The sequence below is a fragment of the Kitasatospora sp. NPDC058218 genome, assembly GCF_042882445.1.
In the GTDB taxonomy this organism is placed as follows: Bacteria; Actinomycetota; Actinomycetes; order Streptomycetales; family Streptomycetaceae; genus Kitasatospora.
Map to the genome: position 1 here is coordinate 76732 of NZ_JBHVWC010000035.1, position 23344 is coordinate 100075.

At 71.3% G+C, this 23344-nt stretch carries 23 protein-coding genes; 11 read left to right on the forward strand and 12 right to left on the reverse strand.

The window, feature by feature from the left end; all coding sequences use genetic code 11:
• Nucleotides 1-8: 8 nt before the first annotated feature.
• The 11 genes from ACFVYI_RS22405 to ACFVYI_RS22455 all read right to left on the reverse strand — a co-directional run bounded on the left by ACFVYI_RS22405 (nt 9) and on the right by ACFVYI_RS22455 (nt 10843).
• Nucleotides 9-263, reverse strand: coding sequence for a phosphopantetheine-binding protein (locus ACFVYI_RS22405; protein WP_387888298.1), 255 nt, complete (start codon nt 261-263; stop codon nt 9-11).
• A gap of 158 nt (nt 264-421) precedes the next feature.
• Nucleotides 422-1696 carry a type III PLP-dependent enzyme gene (locus ACFVYI_RS22410; RefSeq protein ID WP_387888299.1) on the reverse strand — a complete coding sequence of 425 codons (1275 nt, stop codon included), beginning with the start codon at nt 1694-1696 and terminating at the stop codon, nt 422-424.
• The gene (locus ACFVYI_RS22415; RefSeq protein WP_387888302.1) at nt 1693-3060 is read right to left on the reverse strand and encodes an ATP-grasp domain-containing protein; all 1368 of its coding nucleotides are present in this window, start codon (nt 3058-3060) and stop codon (nt 1693-1695) included. The genes ACFVYI_RS22410 and ACFVYI_RS22415 overlap by 4 nt, the downstream gene beginning before the upstream one ends.
• Complete coding sequence (locus ACFVYI_RS22420; RefSeq protein ID WP_387888304.1) at nt 3057-4016, reverse strand: 3-oxoacyl-[acyl-carrier-protein] synthase III C-terminal domain-containing protein; 960 nt, start codon at nt 4014-4016, stop codon at nt 3057-3059. The genes ACFVYI_RS22415 and ACFVYI_RS22420 overlap by 4 nt, the downstream gene beginning before the upstream one ends.
• A gap of 28 nt (nt 4017-4044) precedes the next feature.
• Nucleotides 4045-4872 carry a class I SAM-dependent methyltransferase gene (locus ACFVYI_RS22425; RefSeq protein ID WP_387888307.1) on the reverse strand — a complete coding sequence of 276 codons (828 nt, stop codon included), beginning with the start codon at nt 4870-4872 and terminating at the stop codon, nt 4045-4047.
• A gap of 11 nt (nt 4873-4883) precedes the next feature.
• Nucleotides 4884-5132, reverse strand: coding sequence for a phosphopantetheine-binding protein (locus ACFVYI_RS22430; RefSeq protein WP_387888310.1), 249 nt, complete (start codon nt 5130-5132; stop codon nt 4884-4886).
• Between the two features lie 91 nt (nt 5133-5223).
• Complete coding sequence (locus ACFVYI_RS22435) at nt 5224-6069, reverse strand: hypothetical protein (RefSeq protein WP_387888313.1); 846 nt, start codon at nt 6067-6069, stop codon at nt 5224-5226.
• Nucleotides 6069-6935, reverse strand: a complete 867-nt coding sequence (locus ACFVYI_RS22440) for a diiron oxygenase (protein WP_387888315.1) — start codon at nt 6933-6935, stop codon at nt 6069-6071. The genes ACFVYI_RS22435 and ACFVYI_RS22440 overlap by 1 nt, the downstream gene beginning before the upstream one ends.
• A gap of 187 nt (nt 6936-7122) precedes the next feature.
• A complete protein-coding gene (locus ACFVYI_RS22445) occupies nt 7123-8121 on the reverse strand; it encodes a LuxR C-terminal-related transcriptional regulator (protein ID WP_387888318.1) in 999 nt (332 codons plus the stop codon).
• The gene (locus ACFVYI_RS22450; RefSeq protein ID WP_387888320.1) at nt 8118-8900 is read right to left on the reverse strand and encodes a thioesterase II family protein; all 783 of its coding nucleotides are present in this window, start codon (nt 8898-8900) and stop codon (nt 8118-8120) included. The genes ACFVYI_RS22445 and ACFVYI_RS22450 overlap by 4 nt, the downstream gene beginning before the upstream one ends.
• Before the next feature lie 710 nt (nt 8901-9610).
• A complete protein-coding gene (locus tag ACFVYI_RS22455; RefSeq protein WP_387888322.1) occupies nt 9611-10843 on the reverse strand; it encodes an MFS transporter in 1233 nt (410 codons plus the stop codon).
• A gap of 330 nt (nt 10844-11173) precedes the next feature.
• On the opposite strand from ACFVYI_RS22455, the gene ACFVYI_RS22460 reads away from it, so the two are divergent.
• From ACFVYI_RS22460 to ACFVYI_RS22490, 7 genes are all read left to right on the forward strand, one after another.
• On the forward strand, nt 11174-11521 hold the full coding sequence (locus ACFVYI_RS22460) for an ArsR/SmtB family transcription factor (RefSeq protein ID WP_387888325.1): 348 nt from the start codon (nt 11174-11176) through the stop codon (nt 11519-11521).
• Between the two features lie 90 nt (nt 11522-11611).
• Entirely contained in the window at nt 11612-12238 is a 627-nt protein-coding gene (locus ACFVYI_RS22465) for a pyridoxamine 5'-phosphate oxidase family protein (protein WP_387888326.1), read from the forward strand.
• 296 nt (nt 12239-12534) lie between these two features.
• On the forward strand, nt 12535-13056 hold the full coding sequence (locus ACFVYI_RS22470; RefSeq protein ID WP_387888328.1) for a TerD family protein: 522 nt from the start codon (nt 12535-12537) through the stop codon (nt 13054-13056).
• Between the two features lie 109 nt (nt 13057-13165).
• Entirely contained in the window at nt 13166-13411 is a 246-nt protein-coding gene (locus ACFVYI_RS22475; RefSeq protein WP_387888330.1) for an NAD(P)-binding protein, read from the forward strand.
• A 48-nt stretch (nt 13412-13459) separates the two neighbouring features.
• Entirely contained in the window at nt 13460-13855 is a 396-nt protein-coding gene (locus tag ACFVYI_RS22480) for an FAD-dependent monooxygenase (protein WP_387888333.1), read from the forward strand.
• Nucleotides 13852-14262 (forward strand): FAD-dependent monooxygenase, encoded by a 411-nt coding sequence (locus ACFVYI_RS22485; protein ID WP_387888335.1) that lies wholly within the window; start codon nt 13852-13854, stop codon nt 14260-14262. Before ACFVYI_RS22480 ends, ACFVYI_RS22485 begins: the two co-directional genes overlap by 4 nt.
• 57 nt (nt 14263-14319) lie before the next feature.
• A complete protein-coding gene (locus ACFVYI_RS22490; protein WP_387888337.1) occupies nt 14320-16152 on the forward strand; it encodes a glycoside hydrolase family 15 protein in 1833 nt (610 codons plus the stop codon).
• Nucleotides 16153-16279: 127 nt separating this feature from the next.
• Here ACFVYI_RS22490 and ACFVYI_RS22495 read toward each other — a convergent pair whose 3' ends face one another.
• Nucleotides 16280-18388 carry an alpha-galactosidase gene (locus ACFVYI_RS22495; RefSeq protein WP_387888339.1) on the reverse strand — a complete coding sequence of 703 codons (2109 nt, stop codon included), beginning with the start codon at nt 18386-18388 and terminating at the stop codon, nt 16280-16282.
• A gap of 694 nt (nt 18389-19082) precedes the next feature.
• Between ACFVYI_RS22495 and nagB the strand changes: the two genes are divergently transcribed.
• The 4 genes from nagB to ACFVYI_RS22515 all read left to right on the forward strand — a co-directional run bounded on the left by nagB (nt 19083) and on the right by ACFVYI_RS22515 (nt 23263).
• On the forward strand, nt 19083-19865 hold the full coding sequence (gene nagB / locus ACFVYI_RS22500) for a glucosamine-6-phosphate deaminase (protein ID WP_387888342.1): 783 nt from the start codon (nt 19083-19085) through the stop codon (nt 19863-19865).
• Between the two features lie 320 nt (nt 19866-20185).
• Nucleotides 20186-20902, forward strand: a complete 717-nt coding sequence (locus tag ACFVYI_RS22505; RefSeq protein ID WP_387888344.1) for a TNT domain-containing protein — start codon at nt 20186-20188, stop codon at nt 20900-20902.
• Nucleotides 20903-21106: 204 nt separating this feature from the next.
• Nucleotides 21107-22081, forward strand: coding sequence for a cytochrome c oxidase assembly protein (locus tag ACFVYI_RS22510; RefSeq protein WP_387888348.1), 975 nt, complete (start codon nt 21107-21109; stop codon nt 22079-22081).
• A 195-nt stretch (nt 22082-22276) separates the two neighbouring features.
• Entirely contained in the window at nt 22277-23263 is a 987-nt protein-coding gene (locus ACFVYI_RS22515) for a YdcF family protein (protein WP_387888346.1), read from the forward strand.
• Nucleotides 23264-23344 lie beyond the last annotated feature (81 nt).

Sequence of the window (23344 nt, forward strand, 5' to 3'; positions counted from 1 at the left end):
GGTCTCCCTCATGCCCCGTCGGCCTGGGCCAGGACGTAGTCGGTGAGGGTGCCCACCGACTTGAAGTCGTCCATGTCCAGGTCCTCCGGGTCCACCGAGATCTCGACCGTGTCCTCCAGGACCATCAGCAGTTCCAGGACGGAGGTGGAGTCCAGGTGCAGGTCCTCGAAGAGCCGGGCGTCCTCGGTGAGGCCGGTGACGGCACGCTCCAGGACCTCGCTGAGAGCGGCCTCCACGGCGGACACCACGTTCTGACGTTCCATGTGCCGGTTCACTCCTCTGTGCCGGGGCTGTCAGGGCTGTCGGGGGTTTGTCACGCGGTCGGGGCGCGGCGCGCCGTCCGGGACCTTTCGCCCCGCGGGGGGGGCGGAACTCCGGGACGGGCAGCCGGCAGGGACGGCCGGGAACGGCCGCCGACCGGTCAGTCGAAGTCGACGAGGTGCTGCTTGGCGAGGATCTCCTCGCGGCGGTCCCGCTCCCGGACCAGGTGCGCGGCACCGTTGTGGACCAGTACCTCGGCGGGGAACCCGTGGCTGAGGAAGAGCCCGGGGGAGGCGGTCGGCCCGTAGGCGCCCGAGCGCTCGACGCCCAGCAGGTCGCCGGCCTCGACCGGCGGCAGGGCGACCTTCTTGCCGATGACGTCGTTGGGCGTGCAGAGCGGCCCGGTGACGGTGTACGTGTCGCTGGGCTCGTCCTGGTACCTGGTCAGCGAGCGGATCGGGAAGTTGCGCTTGACGAAGCTGCCGACGCCGACCGCCGCCATGTGGTGGTTGGTGCCGCCGTCGGCGACCACGAAGCGTTCGCCGAGGGACTCCTTCACGTACAGCGCGCGCACCACGTACGTGCCGGCCAGCGCGGTCAGGTAGCGGCCGAGCTCGTTGATCAGCCGGCAGCCGGGGTGCGCCCGGACGAAGGGCTCGACGACCTCGTTGATGCCGGCGACGACGGCCCCCAGGTCGAGGTCCTTCTCGTTGTCGAAGTAGGCGACGCCGAAGCCGCCGCCGAAGTCGACGGTCTCCAGCGGGATGCCGAGCGTCTGCGACAGCTCCTCGGCGATCACCAGGATCTGCCGGGTGTTGTGCACCAGGTCGTCGGCGTTCAGGAACCGGGTGCCCATGTAGGCGTGGAAGCCGCGGACCCGGACCCGGCGCAGTGCGTCGATCACCGGGCGGGAGCGGCGCAGCAGTTCCGCGTCGATGCCGAACTGGCGCGGTTTGCCGCTCATGGCGAGGCCCGAGCCCTTCGTGTGGAAGTCGGGGTTGACCCGGAGCAGGACCGGCACCTCCTCCTTCCCGGCCTGTTCGGCGATCTCCTCCAGGAGGCGCAGCTCGTCCAGCGACTCGCAGACGACGGCGTGCAGGTTCGCCGCGACGCACGCCTCCAGCTCGGCGCGGGTCTTGCCCGGCCCCAGGAAGATCACGTTCTCCGGCGCGATGCCGGCCCGCTGGACGGTCATCAGCTCGACCAGGGAGGAGATCTCGGCGCCGGCGCCGAGCGAGCCGAGGTAGCCGCAGACGGCGACGTTGGGGTTGGCCTTGAGCGAGAGGAAGACGTCCACCGCCGGGTGGAGCCCCTCGCGCAGCGACTGGTAGACGGTGCGCAGCACCTCGGCGTCGTAGACGAACAGCGGGGTCCCGAACTGCTCGGCGATCTGCGAGACCGGCACCCCCTGCACCCTCAGTTCGCTGGTGTTCATGGCGTCCTTTCGGTGGTGTCGAGACGGTGGAGCGCCTCGGTGATCCGGCGGTCGAGGTCGCTGAGGCCGTCCCGGTCGGCGGCGAGGAGCAGGGTGTAGAGCCGGCCGTCGAACGGGAGCGAGGTGCCGGCCTGCGCGTTGACCGTGCCGAAGCAGGTGACGACCAGCCCGGTGCCGTCGACGGGCGGCCGGGCGAGGTCCCCGAGTACGTGGGCCACCTCGTCGAAGGAGACCGGGGCGGAGATCCGCAGCGGGTAGTGCTTCGCCAGCGCGGCCCCGCCCGGGGCGAGGAAGCGCTCGGTGATCTGCCCCTGGTAACTGGACATGTTCAGGCGGGCGTTGATCTCCAGGACGGGGTACACCAGGTCGTCCTGCCCGAGCAGCGCGTCCACGCCGACCACACCGAAGAAGCCGTCCTCGAAGAGCCGGGCACCCAACCGCTCGGCGGCGGCGACGAGGCTCTCGTGCTGGACGGGCGAGAGCGCGGCGGGCATGACGTGCCCGAGGTGGACGCCACCGGAGGTCAGGGCCTCCTTCGCGAAGTCGAACCTCACCCGCCCGTCCCGGGCGATGGTGAACTGGTAGTTGAGGTCGAACCGCTTGGGCAGGAACCGCTCGACGACGACGTGGATCGCGTCGTCGCCGCTGTTCTGCGCGCGGCGGTCGACCATGCGCAGCAGCCGGTCGGCCTTCTTGCGGCTGTCGAGCACGATCAGGCCCTTGCCGGAGACGCCGTAGGCGTCCTTCACGATCACCGGCCCGCCGTCGCTCAGCGACTCGTCGAGCGCCCGGTGGAGCTCGCCGACCGTCTCGCAGGTGAAGCCGGGAATGGCCCGCAGGCCGAGCTCCTCGGTCAGCCGGCGGCTGTACAACTTGCTGTTGACCCGCGCCGAGGTCTCCGGGTCGGGCACCGCGGGGCGCAGCCCGGTCCGCCGGCAGATCTCCTGCTCCAGGGGGGAGTTGCCCATCGGCATCAGGTAGGCGCCGCCGCCCGCGAGCACCCGCAGCCGGTCCAGCAGCTCCGGGGAGTCGAGGACGGCCCGGCTGGTGCCGCCCTCGCCGGCCGGTGCCCGGGTGATCAGTTCGGTGGGCGCGCCGAGCCCGGTCTTCTCCGTGTACGCGCGGTAGCCGGGGTCCAGCGGGCGGTCGAGCAGCAGATGGTCGGTCGGCTCGGCGAGCAGGGCCCCGAGCTCCTCCATCCGCTGCACGGTCGCGGCGGTGGTGGTGATCCGCGCCGCCGGGAGCCCGGTGTGGCCGTGCGCCCACTGGTTCTCCACCTCGAAGTTGCAGAGCCAGACGAACCGCGCCTCGCGGTCGCCGGTGAGTGCCTCCTTGAGGTCCGCCGTGTAGGCGGTGCCGGTCATCGGGTGCCTCCCTCGCGGTGGGTGATGACCATGGCGCCGAAGGTGGCGCCCAGGCCGACCGAGACCAGGACGTAGTGGCCGCCGTCGACCAGCCGGCCCTGCTCGCGCAGGGTGGTGTAGTTGAGGAAGACGTCCGAGGCGAAGCAGTGGCTGTAGAGCGGGATGTTGTCCAGGAAGAAGCGGTCCGGGTCGGCGCCCATCTGCTTGATCGTGTGGCGCCAGGAGACGGCGTTGACGTTGTGCGGGATGACCATGTCGATCTCGTCGAAGGTCAGGCCGGCCCGGCGGACGGACTCCTCGATGACCTCGCCGAGCACAGTGGCGTACTCGTGGCCGAAGCCGCTGATCTCCTGCGGGGTCATCTCCAGGCCCGCCGCGTACGCGCCGAGGGTGCGGGTCAGGTACGAGCGCACCTCGTCGCCGGGGCCGCCGACGGTCAGCAGGCAGGCGGAGGCCGCGTCCGCCATGACCGCGCTGTTCGGGATCAGCTGGACCTTCGGGGAGTACGCCCGCTCCCCGGTCACCATCAGCGCGTACGCGCCCTCGGGCGCCTCGGCCCGCAGCAGCTCGCCGGCCAGGTCGATGGCACCGAGGCTGCTGACGCACGCCTGCTGGGTGAGCGCGAACGCCTCGGCGTCGTGCAGCCCCAGCTTCGCCCGGATGACCCGGGCGGCGTCGATGTGCGGCGGGGCGAGCGTCTGCATGGTGTGGGCGTAGATGACGTAGTCGACCCGCCGTCCTTCGGGAAGTGCCGCCAGAGCCCGGCGGGCCGCGGGAAGCACCAGGTCGAAGAGGCCGGTGCCGGGGTCGAACCGCAGCCGGTCGAGGCCGTAGATCTTCCGGAACACGCCCACCTCGGCGCGGCGCAGCCCCAGGCTTTCGGCGAGGTCGTCGATCCGCACGCTCCGTTCGGGGAGGAACGACTCGATCCTCTCCAGTGTGGTCACGCCACTCATCCGGGTACTCCTCTCATCCGCCCCCTCCTCAGCGGCCGGAGAACTCGGCGCGGACCAGCCAACTGCGCGCCACGCCCCGGCGGTCGCGGGGCTGCACTTCGTAGGGCCAGCGCCCCTCGCCCGCGCCGGGCTCGCCGGGCTCGCGCAGCTCGCGGACCTTCCAGCCGGTACCGGCCAGGAACTCCTCCGGCTCGTCGGTGCCGAAGAGCCAGGGCGTGCCGTCCTCGCGCAGGCCGGCCAGGAAGGCCCTGGAGAAGGGGCTGCGCAGCAGCGCCCGGCTGGCGAAGTCGACGGCCAGCCGGCTGCCGGGGGCCGAGACCGAGCCGAGGACGCCGAGCAGGTGGGAGGCCTGCTCCTCGGTGAGGAAGAACATCAGCCCTTCCGCGACCCAGAGCGTGGGCAGTTCCGGGTCGAAGCCGGCGCCGTGCAGCGCGGGCAGCCACTGCGTGGCGAGGTCGGCCGACACCTCGCGGCGCTCCACCGTGGGCTCGGCGCCGAGCGCGGCCAGCCGGGCGCGCTTCTCCTCGATGAGGCCGCCGTGGTCGACCTCGTACACCGTGGTGCCGAGGGGCCAGGCCAGCCGGAACGCCCGGGTGTCCATCCCGGCGGCGACCAGGACGACCTGCCGGATGCCACTGTCCTCCAGCAGCGCCTGGATGCTGTCGTCCAGGTACTTGGTGCGGATGGCGATGAACGGGATCAGGCCGCCGCCGCCGTACTTGTCGAGGAGTTCGAAGCCGCGCGGGGCCGCGAGGTCGCGCGCGAACCTGTCCTGGAACATGGCGTCGCCGGGACGCTCGGACTCGACGGCGCGGGCCGCGGCGGTCCACTGGGCCGTGTACGAGACAGCTTCCATGGGGATACCTCCTACGGGAGTCGGGCCGGGACGAAGAAGGCCTTCTCGATCGACGAGAGGGTCTGGAGGTCCTGCATGTCGATGCTCTCGAAGTCGATCTCGATGCCGGCGGCGCTCTCGATCGTGTAGATCAGCTCCACGAAGGAGAGCGAGTCGACGAGGCGGCTCTCGATGAGGTTCTCGTCGGGCTCGATGGATTCCCGGTCCGGGTGCTTGGCCAGGATCCACTCGCGGACCTGGTCGATTCCTGCCGAAGCCATTGCCACTCCTCGGGTGTTGGGGGATACGGGCATGCTCGGGCCGTGCCGGAGGTGTTCGGGCCGTACGGGCTCTACTCGGAGGCTCCGCGCCTCAGGAGAGCCGCCGGGCCGCGGTCCGCACCGCGTCCAGGGCCTCGACCGCGTCGCCGTGGTGCAGGTCGACCAGGACGGAGAGCCACCGCTCCAGGCCGAACGCCACGCAGCTGGTGAAGGCGAACTCGTCCTCCGGCCCGCGGATGTCGCAGCGCTCGCCGAAGAAGTTGCGGTGCGTGTTGACGGAGGAGACGGCCAGGTCGCCGACCTGGAACTCGTACTTGACCGGGCTGAGCTTCTGGAGCAGGGCGCGGGCGCCGTCGCTCTGGAAGAACGGGTCGAAGGCGGGCACCTTCTCCAGCCGCAGGGACAGCGCGTCGGCGAACGCGGCGATCCGCTCGGCGAAGGACCCGAGGACCTGCTGGGTGTGCTCGTACGAGCCGAGTGCGACGACCTCGCGCATCTGGAAGCTGAGCAGCCGCCGCAGGCCCTCGTACCGCTCCTCGTTGCGGAAGCAGCGGTTGACCAGGGTGATCAGCTCGTCCGCGGCCACGACGGAGTTCTCGTAGTACAGGAAGGCGCTGTAGCAGGTCGCGTGGGGCAGGCCGACCTGCGCGCCGAGCAGGGCGGCGGGCGCGAACCGGCCGTCGACGGGCTTGTTCTCGCCGCTCTCCAGGTCGAGTCCGGCACCGACGAAGGCCAGGTGCGGGAAGTTGGTGTAGACGTCGAACTTCTCCAGGTCCGACACCGGGTACAGCGGCGGCGGGAGGATCTCGCGGGCCCCGGCGGCGCGGCCCCAGCCGGCGAACGTCCGGTCGAGTTCGAGGAGCAGGTCGGTCTGGTCCGGGTCGAGGATGACCAGTCCGCCGAAGGGCTCGGCGGTTCCCGGGGCGGTGTCGGCCATCAGATGAGCCCCGTCTTCTCGAGGTACTTGGCGGTCTTGCGGTAGACGCTCTTCTCGAACTCGGCGCGCTGCGGGGATTCGAGGAGCTGCCGACGCAGGTCGTGCGGGTTCTTGATGCCCGCGTCCCGGTACACCTGCGGGCTGTACAGCGTCTCGAAGCTGTAGGTCATGTAGCGCCGGATGTAGGCGGCGATGTCCCGCATCTCCTCCTCGGTGGAGGTCTGCTTGACGTCGACGGCCAACGCGGTGACCAGTTCACGGCCGAAGGCGATGTGCCGCGACTCGTCCTGGTGGTGGATCCGGTTGATGCCGCGGATCGTCTCGTGCAGGCGGTCGTCCAGCGCCATCCGGGAGTTGAAGTGGTCCACCAGCTCCTCGAAGATCAGGATCCGGGCGAAGACCAGCAGGCTCTCCACGTTCGAACGGGGGATCTCGACGTTCGCACCGGCCGGCTGCCGGTAGATCTTCTTGCCGTAGCGCAGGCAGAACTCGGCGAAGAACCACATGTGCTCGTTCTCCTCACCGATGAAGTGGTGGAAGAAGTCCGAGGGCGTCTCGAAGCCGGTGGTGTGAATCCGCTTGGTGACCTCGATGAGAAGTTCCCGGATACCGTGCACATTGAGGCTGTAGAAGTTGATGCTCTCGTACCGCGACAGTGCGTGGAGCTCCTTTTCGGTGAGCCGCCGGGCGGCCTCGGTACCGTGGGTGGTGGTGAGTTCGGGGCTCATCCACCACATCTCCTCGGGCAGGCTGTCCGGCCATTCGAAGAGTTTGTAGGGGTTGTAGTAGTCGTCGATCGACTTCGTGGTCAGACGGTCGAGGATTTCCAGGAACCGGCCGTCCTGGTCGATCAGTTTGCTGACCATGCTGGCGTTGACCTCCGAGTCTCCCCGGCCACCTCGCGGTGATCGGTGGATCCAATGCCGTGCCGTTTCCCGGCACTCCTCGAAGATAAGGACGCCCCGGCGGGCGCCGCAATGACCTGATGTGGTGTGGCCACATACGGCCATATCGAAGCGGCGACGCCCGTCGGGATCGACGGCACCGGTCCGGTCAGCCGGCGGCGGCCCGGACCGGCAGGAGTCCGGCCTGGACGGCGGCCGCGCCCGCCTGGAACCGGCTCTCGGCATTCAACTCGTCCATGATGGTGGCGAGGTGACGGCGGAAGGTCCGCGAGGACATGCCGATGCGCCGGGCCACCACCTCGTCCTTGAGCCCGGAGGCGAGCAGCTCCAGGATGGCGCAGCGGACCTCGTCCAAGGTCTCGCCGTACCTGACCACGTTCGCGTCGATGTCCGTGCCGGACGCCCAGGCGTGCTCGTAGGAGCGCACCAGCCGGGAGACGATGGCCGGCTCGTAGACGACGGTGACGCCCGCGTCGTCGCCCCCGGGGTCGGCCAGGAAGGCCACCTCGCCGCCCACGATGACCAGGCGCTCGAAGGCCTGGGTCGAGGTGCGGACCCGCGCGCTCGCCTCGGCCAGCGTCCGCAGGCTGCCGCGTGAGGCGAGGCTGCTGCGGGCGGTGTGCGGGTACAGGACCTGGATCGGGACCCCGGGCGGCAGCGCGGACAGGCCCAGGGCATGGGAGTCCTGCCCCTGGACCGGGGCGAACGGCTCCATGACGAGGATCTCGGACGGGCGGTCGCGCAGGGCGTCCGCCATCCGCAACCCGGTCTGCTCCCGATCCAGCCCGCTGAGCACCGGGTCCCTCCGCAGCCGGGTGCGCTGGAGGTTGCTGTAGGTGTCGACGAAAGAGCCCAACATGTCCTGGAAGTCCGTCAGTTCACGACGCTTTTCGCGGATCGTCTGCTCCAGCGGCATGAGCAGTTCCAGTTGGGCGATCTCGGGGCTGCGCGCCGCGTAGCGCCCCTGCTCCGGGCAGTACCTGACGAGCTTCAGGCAGCGCAGGGCGGAGAGCGCCTGTTCCGCCCGCTCGGCCGTGACGCCCAGGTCGGTGGCGAGCTCCGAGGGGGTCACCCCCTTGGTCACCAGGATCCGCTCGTAGGCCCGGACCGCCAGATCCTCGTCGATCGAGCACAGTCCCCGCTTCACGATCTGTCTCCGTCCTCTCGTCCGGTGGATTCGACGCCCAGGTCCGCGGTGATCGTCCCGACCACCGCGGCCAACTGCTGATCGAGGAAGAAGTGGCCACCGGGGAAGGAGGTGAGCCGGAACTCCCCCGTGGTGTGGCCCTTCCAGCCGAGCGCCGCCGCCGGGTCGAGGTACGGGTCGGCGTCCGCGAACAGGAAGGTGACCGGACAGGCCACGGTGGTGTCGGGCGGGACGGTGTAACGGGAATTGGCACGGTAGTCGTTGCGGATGACGGTAAGGATCGACTCCCGGTACTTCGGGCGGTCCAGCAGCCGCGCCGGGATCCCGCCCAGTTCCCGGAGTTCGGCCAGGACGTCGTCGTCGCCCCGGGGGATGTTCAGGCCGAGCCCGGCGGACGGCGAGCGGCGGCCCGAGACGAACAGCCGCACCGGGGCCCGCCCGGCCTCCTCCAGCCGACGGGTCACCTCGAAGGCGACGACCGAGCCCATGCTGTGGCCCAGCACGGCCAACGGCAGGTCGTCGAAGCCGAGCAGTTCGGTGCCGATCCGGTCGGCCAGCACGCCGATGTCGTCGATCCCGCGCTCCCCGGACCCGCCGCGCCGCCCGGGGTACTGGACCGACAGCGCCTCGACACCGCCGGGAAGGGCGGCCGAGAGCCGGCGGTAGGCGCCCGCGGAGGCCCCGGCGTGCGGGCAACAGACCAGGCGCAGCCCGGCCTCCGGTGCGGGGTCGAATATCTGGATCCATCCCGTGCTATTGGTCAGGCCTTGTTCTTCCATCTCAGTTGTCCCGTCCTATCCGATCACTGGGCACGGAGACGCAAATAATCCACGCAGGTGCGTAAGTTCTTCGGTGGAGAGAGTCGGCAGAAGGCAGCTGCGGCGCTTTCCTCATGCCGTGATCGCCGTCGGGGCGGAGTCGACGGCGGCAACTGGAGTTCTGTATCGTCACGGCCGCAACAAGGTGCGCGGCCAAGACAGTTGCCAGGACGTCAGCTTACCTTCCGCCACTTTCATGTCAACCAATCGGAATCCGTGTGCGACGTGTTCCCTGTGGGACTGTTGGTGAGGAGTGGAACGCACTGAAGGAACGTGCACCATCCTGCCCGGGCAAACGCGGAACGCGCCTCGACCACCTCTTCGCGACCGTCCACCCCTAGGTCGCGGTCCGTACGGCAACGAAGAGGTGGCGAAGGCCATTCACCTCCATGACAGAGATATCTCGAAGGTGTACATCGCCTATCCGAGCAACGACATCCGCGACAATCCGACCCCGCACCGCCTGGAGGCCCTCGCGACCTTCTTCGGCGTCGAGCCCGCGCAGTTCTTCGACGACGAGGTCGCGCGGGAGACCCATTCGGCACGGTCGGCACCGGTCGCGCTGCGCGAGGCCGGCATCCGGCTCGGCGAGTGGGCGGTCGTCCGGGACGCCGGGATCGAGATCCGGGACGCGATCCTGGTGCTGCGGGACTACGGGCCGCCCGGCGGCCTCACTCCGCGGCCGAGGACACCGGTGCGGCCGGGGTCCCGGCGGGCGCCGTGCGGCCGTCCGCCCGGCCGGAGAGCCAGGCGAGGCCGGCCGCCGACACGGCGAAGGCCGCCGCGGCCGGCAGCAGGTACCCGGCGGAGCCGAAGGCCTTCAGGCCGATCGCCCCGAGGACGCCGGCCAGCGAGACCGCCAGGTACAGCACGGCCGCGTTGAGCGAGACGACGAGGGACTCGGAGCCCGCCGGGGCGAGCGCGATGATCCGCTGCTGCTGCGGCGCGGTCAGCGACCAGGAGGCCACCCCGCAGAACGCCACCGCCACCAGCGCGGCCGTGAACGAGTCCCGGCCCTCCAGCATCGCCAGGAACACGGCCGCGAGCCCCAGGCTTGCGGTGATCACCACCCGGCGCGGCCCGTACCGGTCGGCGAGGTGCCCGGCCACCAGGTTCCCGGCGGTGCCGGCCACCCCGAAGACCAGCAGCAGCAGCGCCACCCGCGCGTCGTGTCCCCCGACGGCCGGCGCGAAGACGGAGCTGATGTACGTGTAGGGGAGGTAGACGCCGATGAAGGCCAGCAGGGTGCAGGCGAGCACGCCCGCCACCCGCCGGTCGGTGAGCGGGGACAGGCGCCGGCGCAGTCCGGCCGCGGTGCCGAGCCTGATCTCGGGCAGCCGCAGCGCGATCACGGCAGCGACCGGGACGGCCAGGGCGGTGACGAACCACATCGTCGCCCGCCAGCCGATCGCGTTGCCGATGGTGGTGCCCAGCGGAGCGCCGAGGGCGAGCGAGGCGGTCAGGCCCACGGTCACGATGGCGATCGCCCGGCCGCGGTGGCGCCCACCGGCGAGCGCCGCCGCCGTCGCGCCCGCGTTCGGGGTGAACATCGCCGCACCGGCCGCCGCGACCACCCGGGAGGCCAGCACCAGCCCGTAGCCGGGGGCGACCGCCGTCACCACGTTGCCCACCCCGAACACCAGTAGCGCCGTGACCAGCACGGTGCGCCGTGACCAGGTGCTGGTGAGCGCCGCCAGGACCGGGGAGAGCACCGCGTAGGCGATGGCGAACACACTGACCAGCTGGCCCGCCGCGGCGACGTCGACGTGCAGTGAGCCGGCGATGTCGGGGAGCAGGCCCGCGATGACGAAGGCGTCGGTGCCCACGGCGAAGGTGCCGAGGGCCAGGAGCATCGCGGAGGGACCCCAGGGGGCGGCCGGGGACGCGTCGGCGGCGTCGGTCATGGTGCGACTCCCGGTTCGATGATCGGCGTCTATTACGACCGGCATCGTAACCACGGAGGCTTTCCGGCTGGTGGCGGCAGAGCGACCGACCGACGGTTTCCGGCCAAATGCCCATCAGAGAAGGCCTGTTGAAGCCCTTGCCGGCCTCCGGCCGCACCGGGACGCCGTTCCCCGGCGGCGGCCGGAAAACCTCACAAGGGTCAATGCCCATCGGAAAAGTCGACTAATATCGGATCACTGAAGGGCCCTCGACCGAGCGGCCCGGACGGATGGGTATCGTCGGCACCGGTACACGGCCGAACGGCCGCACCGACGAGCAGGGTGGAGCGGATGCACGCGATCGAGGAGACCTGGCTGCCACAGCCCGACCTTGCGGCGGTGGACATCGGCACCGTGCTCCAGGCGCTGGCCGATCCGGTGCGCCTGCAGATCCTCCGGGCGCTCGACGCCTCCGCCGAGGAGTCGTGCACGTCGCTGGACCTGCCCGTAAAGCGCTCGACCGTCTCGCACCACCTGCGCACCCTGCGCGAGGCCGGCATCGTGGCGACCAGGCTGGTCGGCAACAGTCGGCTCAGCCGGCTGCGCCGGGACGACCTCGAAGCCCGCTTCCCCGGGCTCCTGATCTCGATACTCACGGCCGCCCCGGCGGCAACCCCACCGGGTGACCCGACCGGGTGACCCGACGGGCCCGGTGATCCGGACCGCCGCCGCACCGCCGCCGCACCATCGCGTCCACCCAACCGCCCGACCGGCGAGAAGGAGCACAGCATGGGCCGCTACGCCCACCTGGCGTACACCGACGAGGTGCGCCGGGTCCAGCGGGAACAGGGAAGCGAGTTGTCGGCCATCCGCCAGCTCGCGCACGGCGACGAGCCCGAGGAGCTGACGGACGCCGAGGCCGACTTCATCCACTCCCGCGACGGGTTCTACCTGGCCAGCGTCAGCGAGACCGGCTGGCCGTACGTCCAGTTCCGCGGCGGCCCGCCCGGCTTCGCCCAGGTCGTCGACGAGCGGACGATCGCCTTCGCCGAGGTGCGCGGCAACCGCCAGTACATCAGCACCGGCAACATCCGCGCGGACGGCCGGGTGGCACTGTTCTTCATGGACTACGCCCGCCAGGCCCGGCTGAAGCTCTTCGGCCTGGCTTCGGTGCAGGAATTGGAGAAGAACCCGGAGCTCGACCGGCGCCTGCTCTCCACCCGGACCGGGGGGCGAGTGGAACGCCTGATGACCATCCACGTCGAGGGCTTCAACTGGAACTGCCCCCAGCACATCACCCCGCGCTTCTCCGAGGCCGAACTCCGGCCCCACCTCGACCAGTTGCAGGACCGGATGGCCGCGTTGGAGGAGGAGAACCGCGTCCTGCGGACGCAACTGGAGCAGCAGGCCGGGTAGCCTCCGCCCCGGAAGGCACCGCGGAGCCGGGCCGGCACCGCTGTCGGAAACCTCCCCGAGGAACGCGGCCGGTGCCCGTTCACCGAGAAGAACCGGGCGATTTCATCCTGGTCGGCGGGGATCGGCACCAGGTCCTCGGCACGGAACAGCCGGGCGATCGGCCAGGCCCCGGGGCCTGGCCGGGCGGGCTGGGTTGATTTCACGTCAATTACATGCCGGTGCCCTATCGTTGCCCACCACGAGTCAGTCCGCGATGGCACCATGCTGGGTCGGTGCGATGACGAAGGGAGAGTCCGGTGAGCAGTCTCAACAAGGGTCTGGAACGGATCGAAATAGGCCTGCTGTGGGATCCGAGTCCCGCAGGATCGGCGGGGCACGATCTGGATCTCGTCGCCGCGACGTACACCACCGACGCCCCGGCCGGCGCCCCCGCCTACCTGGTCCACTTCGACAGCCGCGCTCCCGACGGCACGATCACCCTCACCAAGGACAGCCGCGACGGCAAGGGCCTCGGCGTCGACGAGCGCCTGGTCCTGGAGCTCGACCGGCTGGCGCACCGCTACCTCCGGGTGGTCGTGGGCGTCGCCATCCAGCAGAACGCCGGCCGGCTGACCTTCGGAGACATAGCGAACCCCGTGGTGAGGATCCGGAACGGGCGCGATGAGTTCGCGGCGGTGGACTTCACCGGCGCCGGCGAGGCAACGGCTGCGAGGGTCGCGGAGTTCGTCCGGGACGGCTCGGGGGCCTGGGGATTCCGGCCCGGCGTCCACGGCTTCGACGCCGATCCGGCGACTTTCGCGAGGATCATGGGCACCTAGCGACGACTGCCGTCACCACCGCGTATCGGACGTGTCCGGCCGGGGCCCCGAGGCTGGTGGCCGGGCGTCGGCCGGACCGGTGGCACCGGCGAAGAGCGAGGACAGACAGATGAGAGTGACCGTCGTCGGCGGCGGCATCGCCGGGCTGACCTGCGCCCTGGGCCTGCACGCCGCCGGCTTCGCGCCACGGGTGTACGAAGCGGCGCGGAAGGTCGAGGCGGTCGGCGTCGGGATCAACCTGTTGCCGCACGCCGTCCGGGAACTCGCGGAACTCGGCCTGGACGGCGGGCTGGCCTCCGTCGCGCTGCCCCCGGATCGGCTGAGCTACCGCGACCGGGCGGGCCGGACGGTCTGAGAGGAGCCGCTGGGACGCGCGGCCGGGTACCACTGGCCGCAGTACTCCGTGCACCGCGGCCGGCTGCAGATGCTGCTGCTGGCGGCGGTACGTGAGCGGCTGGGGCCGGACTCGGTCCGTACCGGTCCGCTGTTCCAGGGGTTCGAGCAGTGCGCGGGCGGCGTCCGCGCCCACTTCCTGGACCGGTCGAGCGGTCGGCCCGTCGTCGGCGACGCCGATGTGCTGGTCGGCGCCGACGGCATCGACTCCGTGGTCCGCCGCCGGCTCTACCCGGACGAGCGCCTCCCGCAGGGGAACGGCGTCCACATGTGGCGTCGCACCGCACCCGCACGTCCTCGACGGCCGTTCGATCGTGGTGGCCGGGGGCACCCCCGGCGCCCGGCGCGAAGTTCGTCGCCTACCCGATCGAGGACCCCGCGGCCCCGGCCGGCGATGCCCTGGTGAACTGGGTGCTGGAGGTCCGGCACGGGCCGTCCACCCCGCCACCGGGCGGCCCCGGCCGTCGCGTCACCGCGGTGGAGGCCCGCGCCGGGCTGTCCTCGTGGCACCTGCCGTGGATCGACCTCGCATCGCTCGCCGAACGCTCCGCGGCGATCTTCGAGTACCCGATGCTCGACCGTGATCCCCTGCCGCGCTGGAGCTTCGGACGGGTCACCCTCCTCGGCGACGCCGCGCACCCGATGTTCCCCATGGGCATGAACGGGGGATCGCAGTCCGTCGTCGACAGCCGCGTGCTGGCCCGACTGACGGTGGAACGACCGGCTCCGGGACCACTGGACGCGGCCGGTTGCCGGCCGGCTTGGAGGGCGTCCGCTGGCTCGTCCCGGGCCCCCTGCCGAGCGGCGATCTAGCATGAGAAAGGGAAGGCTCCATCTCCAGGCCCGCGCCGCAGCGGCAGGGAGGCCGGCATGGCGTTCGACACGACTTTCGAGCAGGCGGACAGCTGCCGCTACATTCCGATCTCCGAACACGGCCTGATCGGCGATCTTCGTACCACCGCCCTGGTCGGCACGAACGGCACCATCGACTGGTACTGCTGCCCGCGCTTCGATTCGCCCAGCGTCTTCGGGTCCATCCTCGACGCCGACCGGGGCGGGTCGTTCGAGTTGGCCGCCGAGGCCCAGACACGCACCCGACAGTTCTACTTCCCCGACACCAACGTACTGATCACGCGGTTCTTCGCGGCGGACGGGGTGGCGGAGATCCAGGACTTCATGCCCGTGGTGGACGAGTCGCACGAGGCGGCCCGGCACCGGCTGATCCGGCGCGTGCTCTGCGTCCGCGGAACACTCCCCTTCAGGGCTCGGATCGCCCCCCGGTTCGGCTACGGCGCCGAGGCGCACACCACGCACCTCGAAGGCCGCCAGGCGCTGTTCCGCTCCCCGTCACTGACGCTCGCGCTCACCGCCACCGCACCGCTGGAGAGCGACGGCCTGGACGTGTGGTCGCACTTCAAGCTCCTTGAGGGCGAGTCCCACGTGTTCGCCCTCGACCAGATCGACGACGAGGTGGCCCCCCGGTCCTGTCCACGCGCCGAGGCGCAGGAGCAGGCCGAGGCGACCGTCCGGTTCTGGCGTCACTGGCTGGCCGGCTCGCGCTACCACGGACGGTGGCGCGAGATGGTGAACCGCTCCGCACTGGTGCTCAAGCTGCTCACCTACGCGCCGACCGGTGCGATCGTCGCCGCACCGACCACCAGCCTGCCCGAGCGGATCGGCGGCGAGCGCAACTGGGACTACCGCTACGTCTGGGTCCGCGACGCGGCCTTCTGCGTCTACGCCATGCTGCGTCTGGGGTTCACCTCGGAGGCCGAGGCGTTCATGGGGTTCCTCGACGAGCGCGGCATCATGAGCGGCAGCGGTGCGACCGGCCCGCTGCAGATCATGTACGGCATCGACGGGCGCAGCGAGCTGCCCGAGTACGAGCTGCCACACCTTGAGGGCTACCTCGGCTCGGCACCGGTCCGGGTCGGCAACGCCGCCACCGGCCAACTCCAGCTGGACATCTACGGTGCCCTGATCGACTCGATCTACCTGTACGACAAGTGGGGACAGCCGATCAGCAGCGACCGCTGGGACGAGGTCGGCGCGATGGCGGACTGGCTCTGCGAGCACTGGGAGCAGCCCGACGAGGGAATCTGGGAGACCCGCTCGGGCCGGCGGGACTTCGTGTACTCGCGGCTGATGTGCTGGGTGGCGCTGGAGCGGGCGATCCGGATGGCGAACCGCCGCGGTCTGCCGGCCGACCTGCCCCGCTGGCGCCGGTCCCGGGACGCGATCTACCGGCAGATCATGCAGCGCGGCTGGTCGGCCCGGCGGGGCGCGTTCGTCCAGGCCCTGGACGACGACGTGCTCGACGCCTCCCTCCTGATGATGCCGATGGCCAAGTTCGTCTCGCCCACCGACCCCAAGTGGCTCTCCACCCTGGACGCGCTGACCGCGGACCTGGTCTCCGACTCGCTGGTCTACCGCTACGACCCGGCCACCAGCCCGGACGGCCTGCACGGCCCCGAGGGCACCTTCTCGATCTGCTCGTTCTGGTACGTCGAAGCACTGGCCCGGGCAGGCCGGCTGGAGGAGGCCCGGCTCGCCTTCGAGAAGATGCTCACCTACGCCAACCACCTCGGCCTGTTCGCCGAGGAGATCGGCCCGACCGGCGAACAGCTCGGCAACTTCCCCCAGGCCTTCACCCATCTCTCGCTGATCAGCGCCGCCTTCAACCTCGACCGCGCGCTGGGCTGACGCGGCACCGCGAGCCGTCCGGGCGCGTGGTGCGCAGTGGCGAGGTCCGGGGCGAGTCCGGCTGACGTCCGGGCCCGGCACGGTGCTGCGCCGTGCCGGGCCCGGACGTGTTCGGATCAGGGGGCCGTCAGGACAGGACGGTCCAGCTCTGGCCGGGAGCCGCCGAGTTGGCCGGGTTGGTCATCCCGGTCGAGCCGGCCGTGGTGGCGGCGACGTCCAGGACCAGGCCGTTGCCGACGTTGGTGATGGTCAGCGCGCCGGCGCCGTTCTGGGTGACCTTCCACTTCTGCCAGGGGTTGTTGGGCGTGGGGTTGAGCAGGTAGGCGCTGCCGACTCCGCCGCCGGCGGCGAGCACGGTGTGCGTCTGGGTGGCGGTGTAGCAGTTGTCGGTGATCGTCACGGTGCCGTCCGCGTTGGGCGTGAACAGCCACTGCTGGGCGGCGTTGCCGCTCTGGTAGGCGTTGATGCCGGAGTTGCCGCCGATCGAGGCGTAGCAGCCGCCCTGGACTTCGAGCGCCTGACCGGCGGTGCCGCCCGCGCTGATCGCGTGGTACTTGCCGTCGCCGACGACGCTCGCCCGGTTGCCGCCGTTGCCGGTGCCGCCGCCCATGCCGATGCTCGCGCCGGCGATGCGGTAGAGGGAGACGCCGTGCGCGGGGATCCAGTTGCCGCCGACGGTGCCGGTGGTGGTGCCGGTGGCACCGGTCCACAGCTCCCGGTAGGAGTAGCTGGAGCCGGTCACGCCGAGGTCGGCGAAACTGGCGCTGGGCATGGCCCAGTTGTTCGGGTCCTGGTTGATCAGGGCCACGGCCAGGTCACCGTTGGCGAGCTGACGCTTGAGGATCACCGGAGCCGTGGTCGAGGCGGGATAGTTGGGCATGGTGCCGACGAGGGTGGCGGGCTTGGCGAGGCTGTCCTGGTCGATGGCGATCATGTCGGGGTTCTTCAGCAGCGCCAGGGCCGAGGAGTTGATCCCGGTGGACCAGGTGTAGCCGTTCGCGGTGTGCTGCGCGTCGGCGGTGGCGCGCAGGTCGGCGCCGGAGATGAGCGGGGCGGCCATCATCGACAGGATGGACAGCTCGGTGCGCGACTCGTCGTCGGTGAAGGGCTTGTTGCCCTTGTTGGTGTCGGTGACGCCCCAGACGCCGTACGGGTCCTGCCAGCCGGCGAACATCATGTCCATGTCGTTCCAGCTGCCGGGGTGGACGTTGCCCGGGTACTTCAGGGCGGTCTGCAACTGGCCGTTGTAGAGCACGCCGTCCAGCTCGCTGTTGCGGTCGCCGCCGATCCGGCAGAGGTTGGCGACCTGGCCGCACCACACTCCGGTGGGGTAGTAGCCGGCGGCCTGGTGCGGCTGGACGCCGGCGGCCACGATCAGCGGGTCGGTGCGGGCCGGGTCGTTGGCGTTCAGCAGGTAGGGGATGCCGGTGTGGGCGGGCTGGGCGGACAGGCTGAGGGTCACCTTCGGCCGGCCCGCGGCGGCGGTCGCCGCGTCCAGGGCCCGCTGGAAGGTCTGCGTCCGGGCGTAGATGGACTGGGTGAGCTCCTTGCCCGCGCCCTGCGGGTAGTAGCTGTAGCCGTCGGGGCCGACGATGGTCGGGCCGTACGGGCAGTCGTCGTACTTGACGTAGTCGACGCCCCAGGCGACGAAGTCGTTCGCGTCAGTGGTCTCGTGGCCGAGGCTGCCGGGGTGGCCCTGGCAGGTGGTGTAGGTGGCGGTGGCGTACAGGCCGAACTTCATGCCCTTGCTGTGCGCGTACCAGGCCAGGTACTGGATGCCGTTCACGGTGCGGCCGTTGACGGTCTGCGAGGGGAACCGGTCGGCGTTGGGGACCAGGTGGCCGCTGGTGGGGTCGTTGCCGGAGCCGTCGGTGCCGGAGACCGGGTTGCCGTTGTTGTCGTACAGCTGCATGCCGTTGTCGGCGGTCTTCGCGAAGTCCGTGGTCTGGCCGTCGCGGTGGCGCACCGACCAGCCGTCGTCGATGGTGACGGTGTTGTAGCCGGCCTGGACCAGGCCGTTGGCCGCCATGAAGTCGATGGTCTGCTTGACCTGGGTCTGGTTGACCTGGGTGCCCAGGCTGTTCCAGGAGTTCCACCCCATGGGCGGGGTCAGGGCGTTGCCGTTGCCGAGGGCGGCGGCCGGGGCGGCGGCGACCAGGGTGGTCGCGCCGAGGCCGGAGGCGGCGAGGGCCATGGCGGCCAGCATGCCGGCGACGCGATGTGGCGATGTGCGCATGTGGGGACTTCCCGAGGGGGTGAGTGTGCCGCGGGCAGGGGCCGCCCTGTCGGCGGGCCCGGCCACGGCTGGTGGGGGTTGGGTGGAGCGGCTCTGAGCTCTGGCTCACCGAGGTGTCGAGCAAGGACACGCAGGCGCCAACAGGCAATGCGGTGGGGGAACATGACGACACTCTGCGGGGTCGCCGCCGGCGAGGCACTGGCGCGGGGTGATCGGTGGAACCCCGGCCTCCGGCGGTGGTGACATATGATATTGCACCAATCAACAACCCACAAGACTCAACACAACAGCCCATGTTCGCGCTCGCGACCCGGAAGGCGAGCGGACCGGGCCGGCCGCCCGGCACACGAACCGGAGCGCCGCCCTCAAGCGGCGCTTCCGCCAACTCGCGACCGGCGGAGGCGCCCTGAGGGAGCGCCCGCAGGCCACCCGCTCCGGCGCGCGACTCCAGGACCACCGGGCCCGCGACCTCGAAGGCCAGGGCAGGTCGGTGCCGTGGCGCCGTCGGGATCGGTGAACGGGACGGGGTCCCCGGCGGCCCGGATCTCGCCGCCGGGGACCTTCCGGACGAGGCCACCGAGCGGCCTCGCCGACCACGACCGCGAACACCTCCGGGAGCGGAGTGGACCTGAGGGCGGAGATCACGACAGAATGGTCTAGACCTCTATGTCGAGTCCCGAAATGGTGCATCAGTATGGAAATCGTGATCGTGCCCGACGCCGCCGCCGGAGGCAGCCTCATCGCCGCGGCGATCGCCGATCTGCTGACCGACAAGCCCGACGCCCTGCTCGGCGTGGCGACCGGCTCCACCCCGACGCCGATCTACCAGGCCCTCGCCGCCCGGGTCCAGGCCGGGACGCTGGACGCCTCCCGCGCACGGGTCTGCCAGCTGGACGAGTACGTCGGCCTCCCGGCCGGCCACCCCGAGTCCTACCGCTCGGTGGTCCTTCGCGAGGTCGTGGGGCCGCTCGGTCTGACCGAGGCGTCCTTCATGGGCCCCGACGGCAACGCGCAGGACATCGCCGCGGCCGCGGCGGACTACGACCGCGCGCTCGCCGAGGCCGGCGGCGTCGACCTCCAGCTGCTCGGCATCGGCACCGACGGCCACATCGGCTTCAACGAGCCGTGCTCGTCGCTCGCCTCCCGCACCCGCATCAAGACGCTGACCCGGCAGACCCGCGAGGACAACGCCCGGTTCTTCGACAGCCTCGACGACGTCCCGCACCACGTGCTCACCCAGGGCATCGGCACCATCCTGGAGGCCCGCCACCTCGTACTGCTCGCCACCGGTGAGGCCAAGGCCGAGGCCGTCGCCCTCGCCGTGGAGGGCCCGCTGTCCGCGATGGTGCCCGCCTCGGCCCTGCAGCTGCACCCGCACGCCACCGTCGTCGTCGACGAGGCGGCCGCCTCCGGCCTCAAGCTCGCCGACTACTTCCGGGACACCTACGCGGCCAAGCCCGCCTGGCAGGGCCTCTGAGCCGAGCGGCGGCCCCCTCCGGTCCCACGGACCGAGCGCGGAGGGGGCCGGCCCGCCGAACCGGGACACGGGAGCGGGGAGCGGGGAGCGGGGAGCAGGCCCGTGACCTTCGGGCGCACCGCCGACCCGAGGGCCCGGCTCGCGAGTACGGACCGTGGCCGACGGCCATGAGCCCGAACGAGTGGGCACAGCGGGGGCGAGCGGGTCATCCGCGCACAAACGGTGTGACCCTGTGCGACGGTGCGTGTGCTCATCGCCACCGGGCTCGTACGAGCCGTCGGCCACGGCGCCCCCGCTCCCCCTCCCGAACGGAACCGCCCATGCGCAACCCCGCTCTCGCCGCCTTCACGATGGCGGTCGTCCTGCCCCTCACCGGGTTGGCCGCCACCGGTACCGCCGTCGCCCAGTCGTCCTCCTCCCAGCGGGTGCCGATCGCGGAGTGCGACAACGTTCCGAAGGTCTTCGACGCCGGTGCGGAGAAGTACCTCTGCACACGGGTCGAACTCGGCCCGGCCGTCCTGCCGACGGACCCGGTGGTGAAGCGGCTGCTGGTGGACTACGACCGGCTGGGCGGGGTGACGCCGGCGCGGTTCCTGGACTGGTACCGGGACTGGCGGGGCTGGAAGTACCCGGACCACATGGGCTTCACCGACAACGGCGGCGACCTCGACATGACCGAGCAGCTGCTGCAGCCCGGGAAGAAGCTGGACCGCTTCGGGGGCAACGCCCGCGGCAGGTTCCTGGCCCCCGGCGGCACGCCGTTCCCCCAGCGCGCCCTCCCGCCCGACTCGCTCAACGGCGGTGACGCCAACTACCACTGCTTCGAGGTGAAGAAGCCGTTCAAGGTCCAGCAGGGCCACATCGCGGGGGCGTTCTCCCAGCCGGGCAACGGCCTCCAGCAGTGGCTCGACCCGGACCTCAAGCCGGCCGACCCGGACCTGGCGACCTTCGACGTCGCGGGCCTCCTCGACGCGGGCTACCTGACGGAGCACGTCACCGACAAGGACTTCTGCCTGAAGAACACCCACGGCTCCTGATCGACACCCGCGGAACGGTCGGGGCGGCGCACGGTCGGCGACCGGCGCGCCGCCCCGGCCCGCCCGGCCGAACCAGGGGGTGGGGGAAGCCCCGGAGTAAGGCCCGCCTAGGCTGTGGAGGCAAGCAAAACGGGCGAACCGGACCCACCCAGGGCCCGTGACGAGGGAAAGCAGGACCCGCCGATGGGCGACGGAATGTCAGGGATGCACCACCACGGCGGAATGGCAGAGCTGGGCCCGTTCTCCCTCTCCAACGTCATGACCTGGTCCCCCGACTGGGTGTTCCTGATCGGCAGCCTGGCCGCCCTGGCGCTGTACGGCGCGGGCGTCGTCCGGCTGTACCGGCGTGGTGACCGCTGGCCGATCGGCCGGTCGGTCGGCTGGGCGGCGGGCATCGGCTCGGTGATCCTGGTCACCTGCACCGGGCTGAACGACTACGGCATGGTGCTGTTCAGCGCGCACATGATGCAGCACATGGTGCTCTCCATGCTGTCGCCGATCCTGCTGCTGCTCGGCGCGCCCATCACGCTGGCGCTGCGGGCGCTGCGCCCAACCGGCAAGGGCCGCCCGCGCGGGCCGCGCGAGCTGCTGGTGGCCCTGCTGCACAGCACCTACGTGAAGGTGATCTCGCACCCGGGCTTCACCATCCCGCTGTTCATCGCGAGCCTCTACGGGGTCTACTTCACCCCGCTGTTCGACTTCCTCATGCAGTACCGGCTCGGGCACATCTTCATGATGGTGCACTTCCTGGCCGCCGGGCTGGCGTTCTTCTGGCCGATCATGGGCGTCGACCCGGGTCCGCACCGGCCGGGCCACGTGATGCGGATCATCGAGCTGTTCATGGGGATGCCGTTCCACGCCTTCTTCGGCGTCGCGGTGATGATGGCCAGCCACCCGCTGGTGACCACCTTCACCGAGGAGGGCGCGCCGCCCGGGACGAAGCTGCTGGACGACCAGAAGCTGGCCGGCGGCATCACCTGGGCGTTCGGCGAGATCCCGACCGCGATCGTGCTGATCGCGCTGGTCTACCAGTGGATGCGCTCCGAGCAGCGGGTGTCCCGCCGCCGGGACCGCGCCGAGGACCGCAGCGGTGACGCCGAGCTGGCCGCGTACAACGCCTATCTGGCCTCGCTGGACAAGCGCGGTCAGCGCCCCGCCCCGGCGGCCGACGCCGGCTGACCGCCCCCGACCGCCCCGAGACCCCCGCCCACCGGGCGGGGGTCTCGTCGTCTCCGGGCCCGCCCCGGAGGAGGGGTGCGGCTCCCCCGGCCGGCCCGGGCCACCCCCTGCGCTCCACCCCGCCACCTGCGCCGCCGCCCGCCGGGCCCGCCCGGCAGTCGGCGGCGCCCGGTCGTCTGTGCCTAGGATCCGGGCATGCAAGCCCTTCTGATGGCCGCCCTGCTCGCCGTGGTACTGCTCTCCCGGATCCAGGAGCCACGACGGTTCGGCAACGGGGTGCTGCTCGGGCTGATCGGCGTCTGCGCGGCGCTCGGCACGGTGAGCGCGGTCGGCCACTTCTCCTCGCCGGCCGCGAGCGCCGTCACGGCCGCGGTGGCGGGCGCGGTCTGGCTGAGCGGGCTGGTGGCGGCGGCCCTGCTGGTGGCCAACGGGGTCACCATGGTCCGGCGGGAGGGAACCCGGCCGGCCAGCCTGCTGGCGCTGCTCGCCGGCGCGGCCCTGCTCGCCCTGCTGGCACTGCTGCTCTCGGCCACCTACCTCAGCGTCCGGGCGCTGCGGGCGGCGGCCGGCGCCGCCGTGCTGCTCGGCGGCTACGGCGCGTTCCTGCTGCTCTGCTTCCTCGGCTACACCCTGCTGTACCGGCGGCTCGCCCCGCGGCCCGGCGCCGACTACCTGGTGGTGCTGGGCGCCGGCCTGGACGGCTGCGAGGTACCGCCGCTGCTGGCCTCCCGGCTGGACCGCGCGGTGGCGCTCTACCGGGCCGAGGAGGCGGCCGGGCACGCGCCGCTGCTGCTGGTGACCGGCGGCAAGGGCCCGGACGAGAGCTGCACCGAGGCCTCGGCGATGGCCGCCCACCTGGTCGCCGCCGGCTGCCCGCGCGAGCGGATCCGGCTGGAGGAGAAGGCCACCAACACCACCGAGAACCTCGCCTTCAGCCGGGAGCTGATGGAGCGCGAGCGGCCCGGCTACCACTGCACCGTGGTGACCAGCAGCTTCCACGTGCTCCGCTCCGCCGTCACCACCCGCCGGGCGGGCGTGCCCGGGCAGGTCGTCGGCGCGCCGACGGCCGGGTACTACTGGCCGAGTGCCGTCCTGCGCGAGGTGGTCGCGACGGCGCTGATGTACCCGCGGGTGAACACCGCCGTCCTCCTGCTGCTCGCGGCGGCCGGGGCGGGCTGGTAGTAGCCGCCGATGTCGACCGGCGAGCCCGGAACCGCGCGGAGCTCCACGACGATGGCCTGCTCCGGGGCGGCCCTGGCTCTG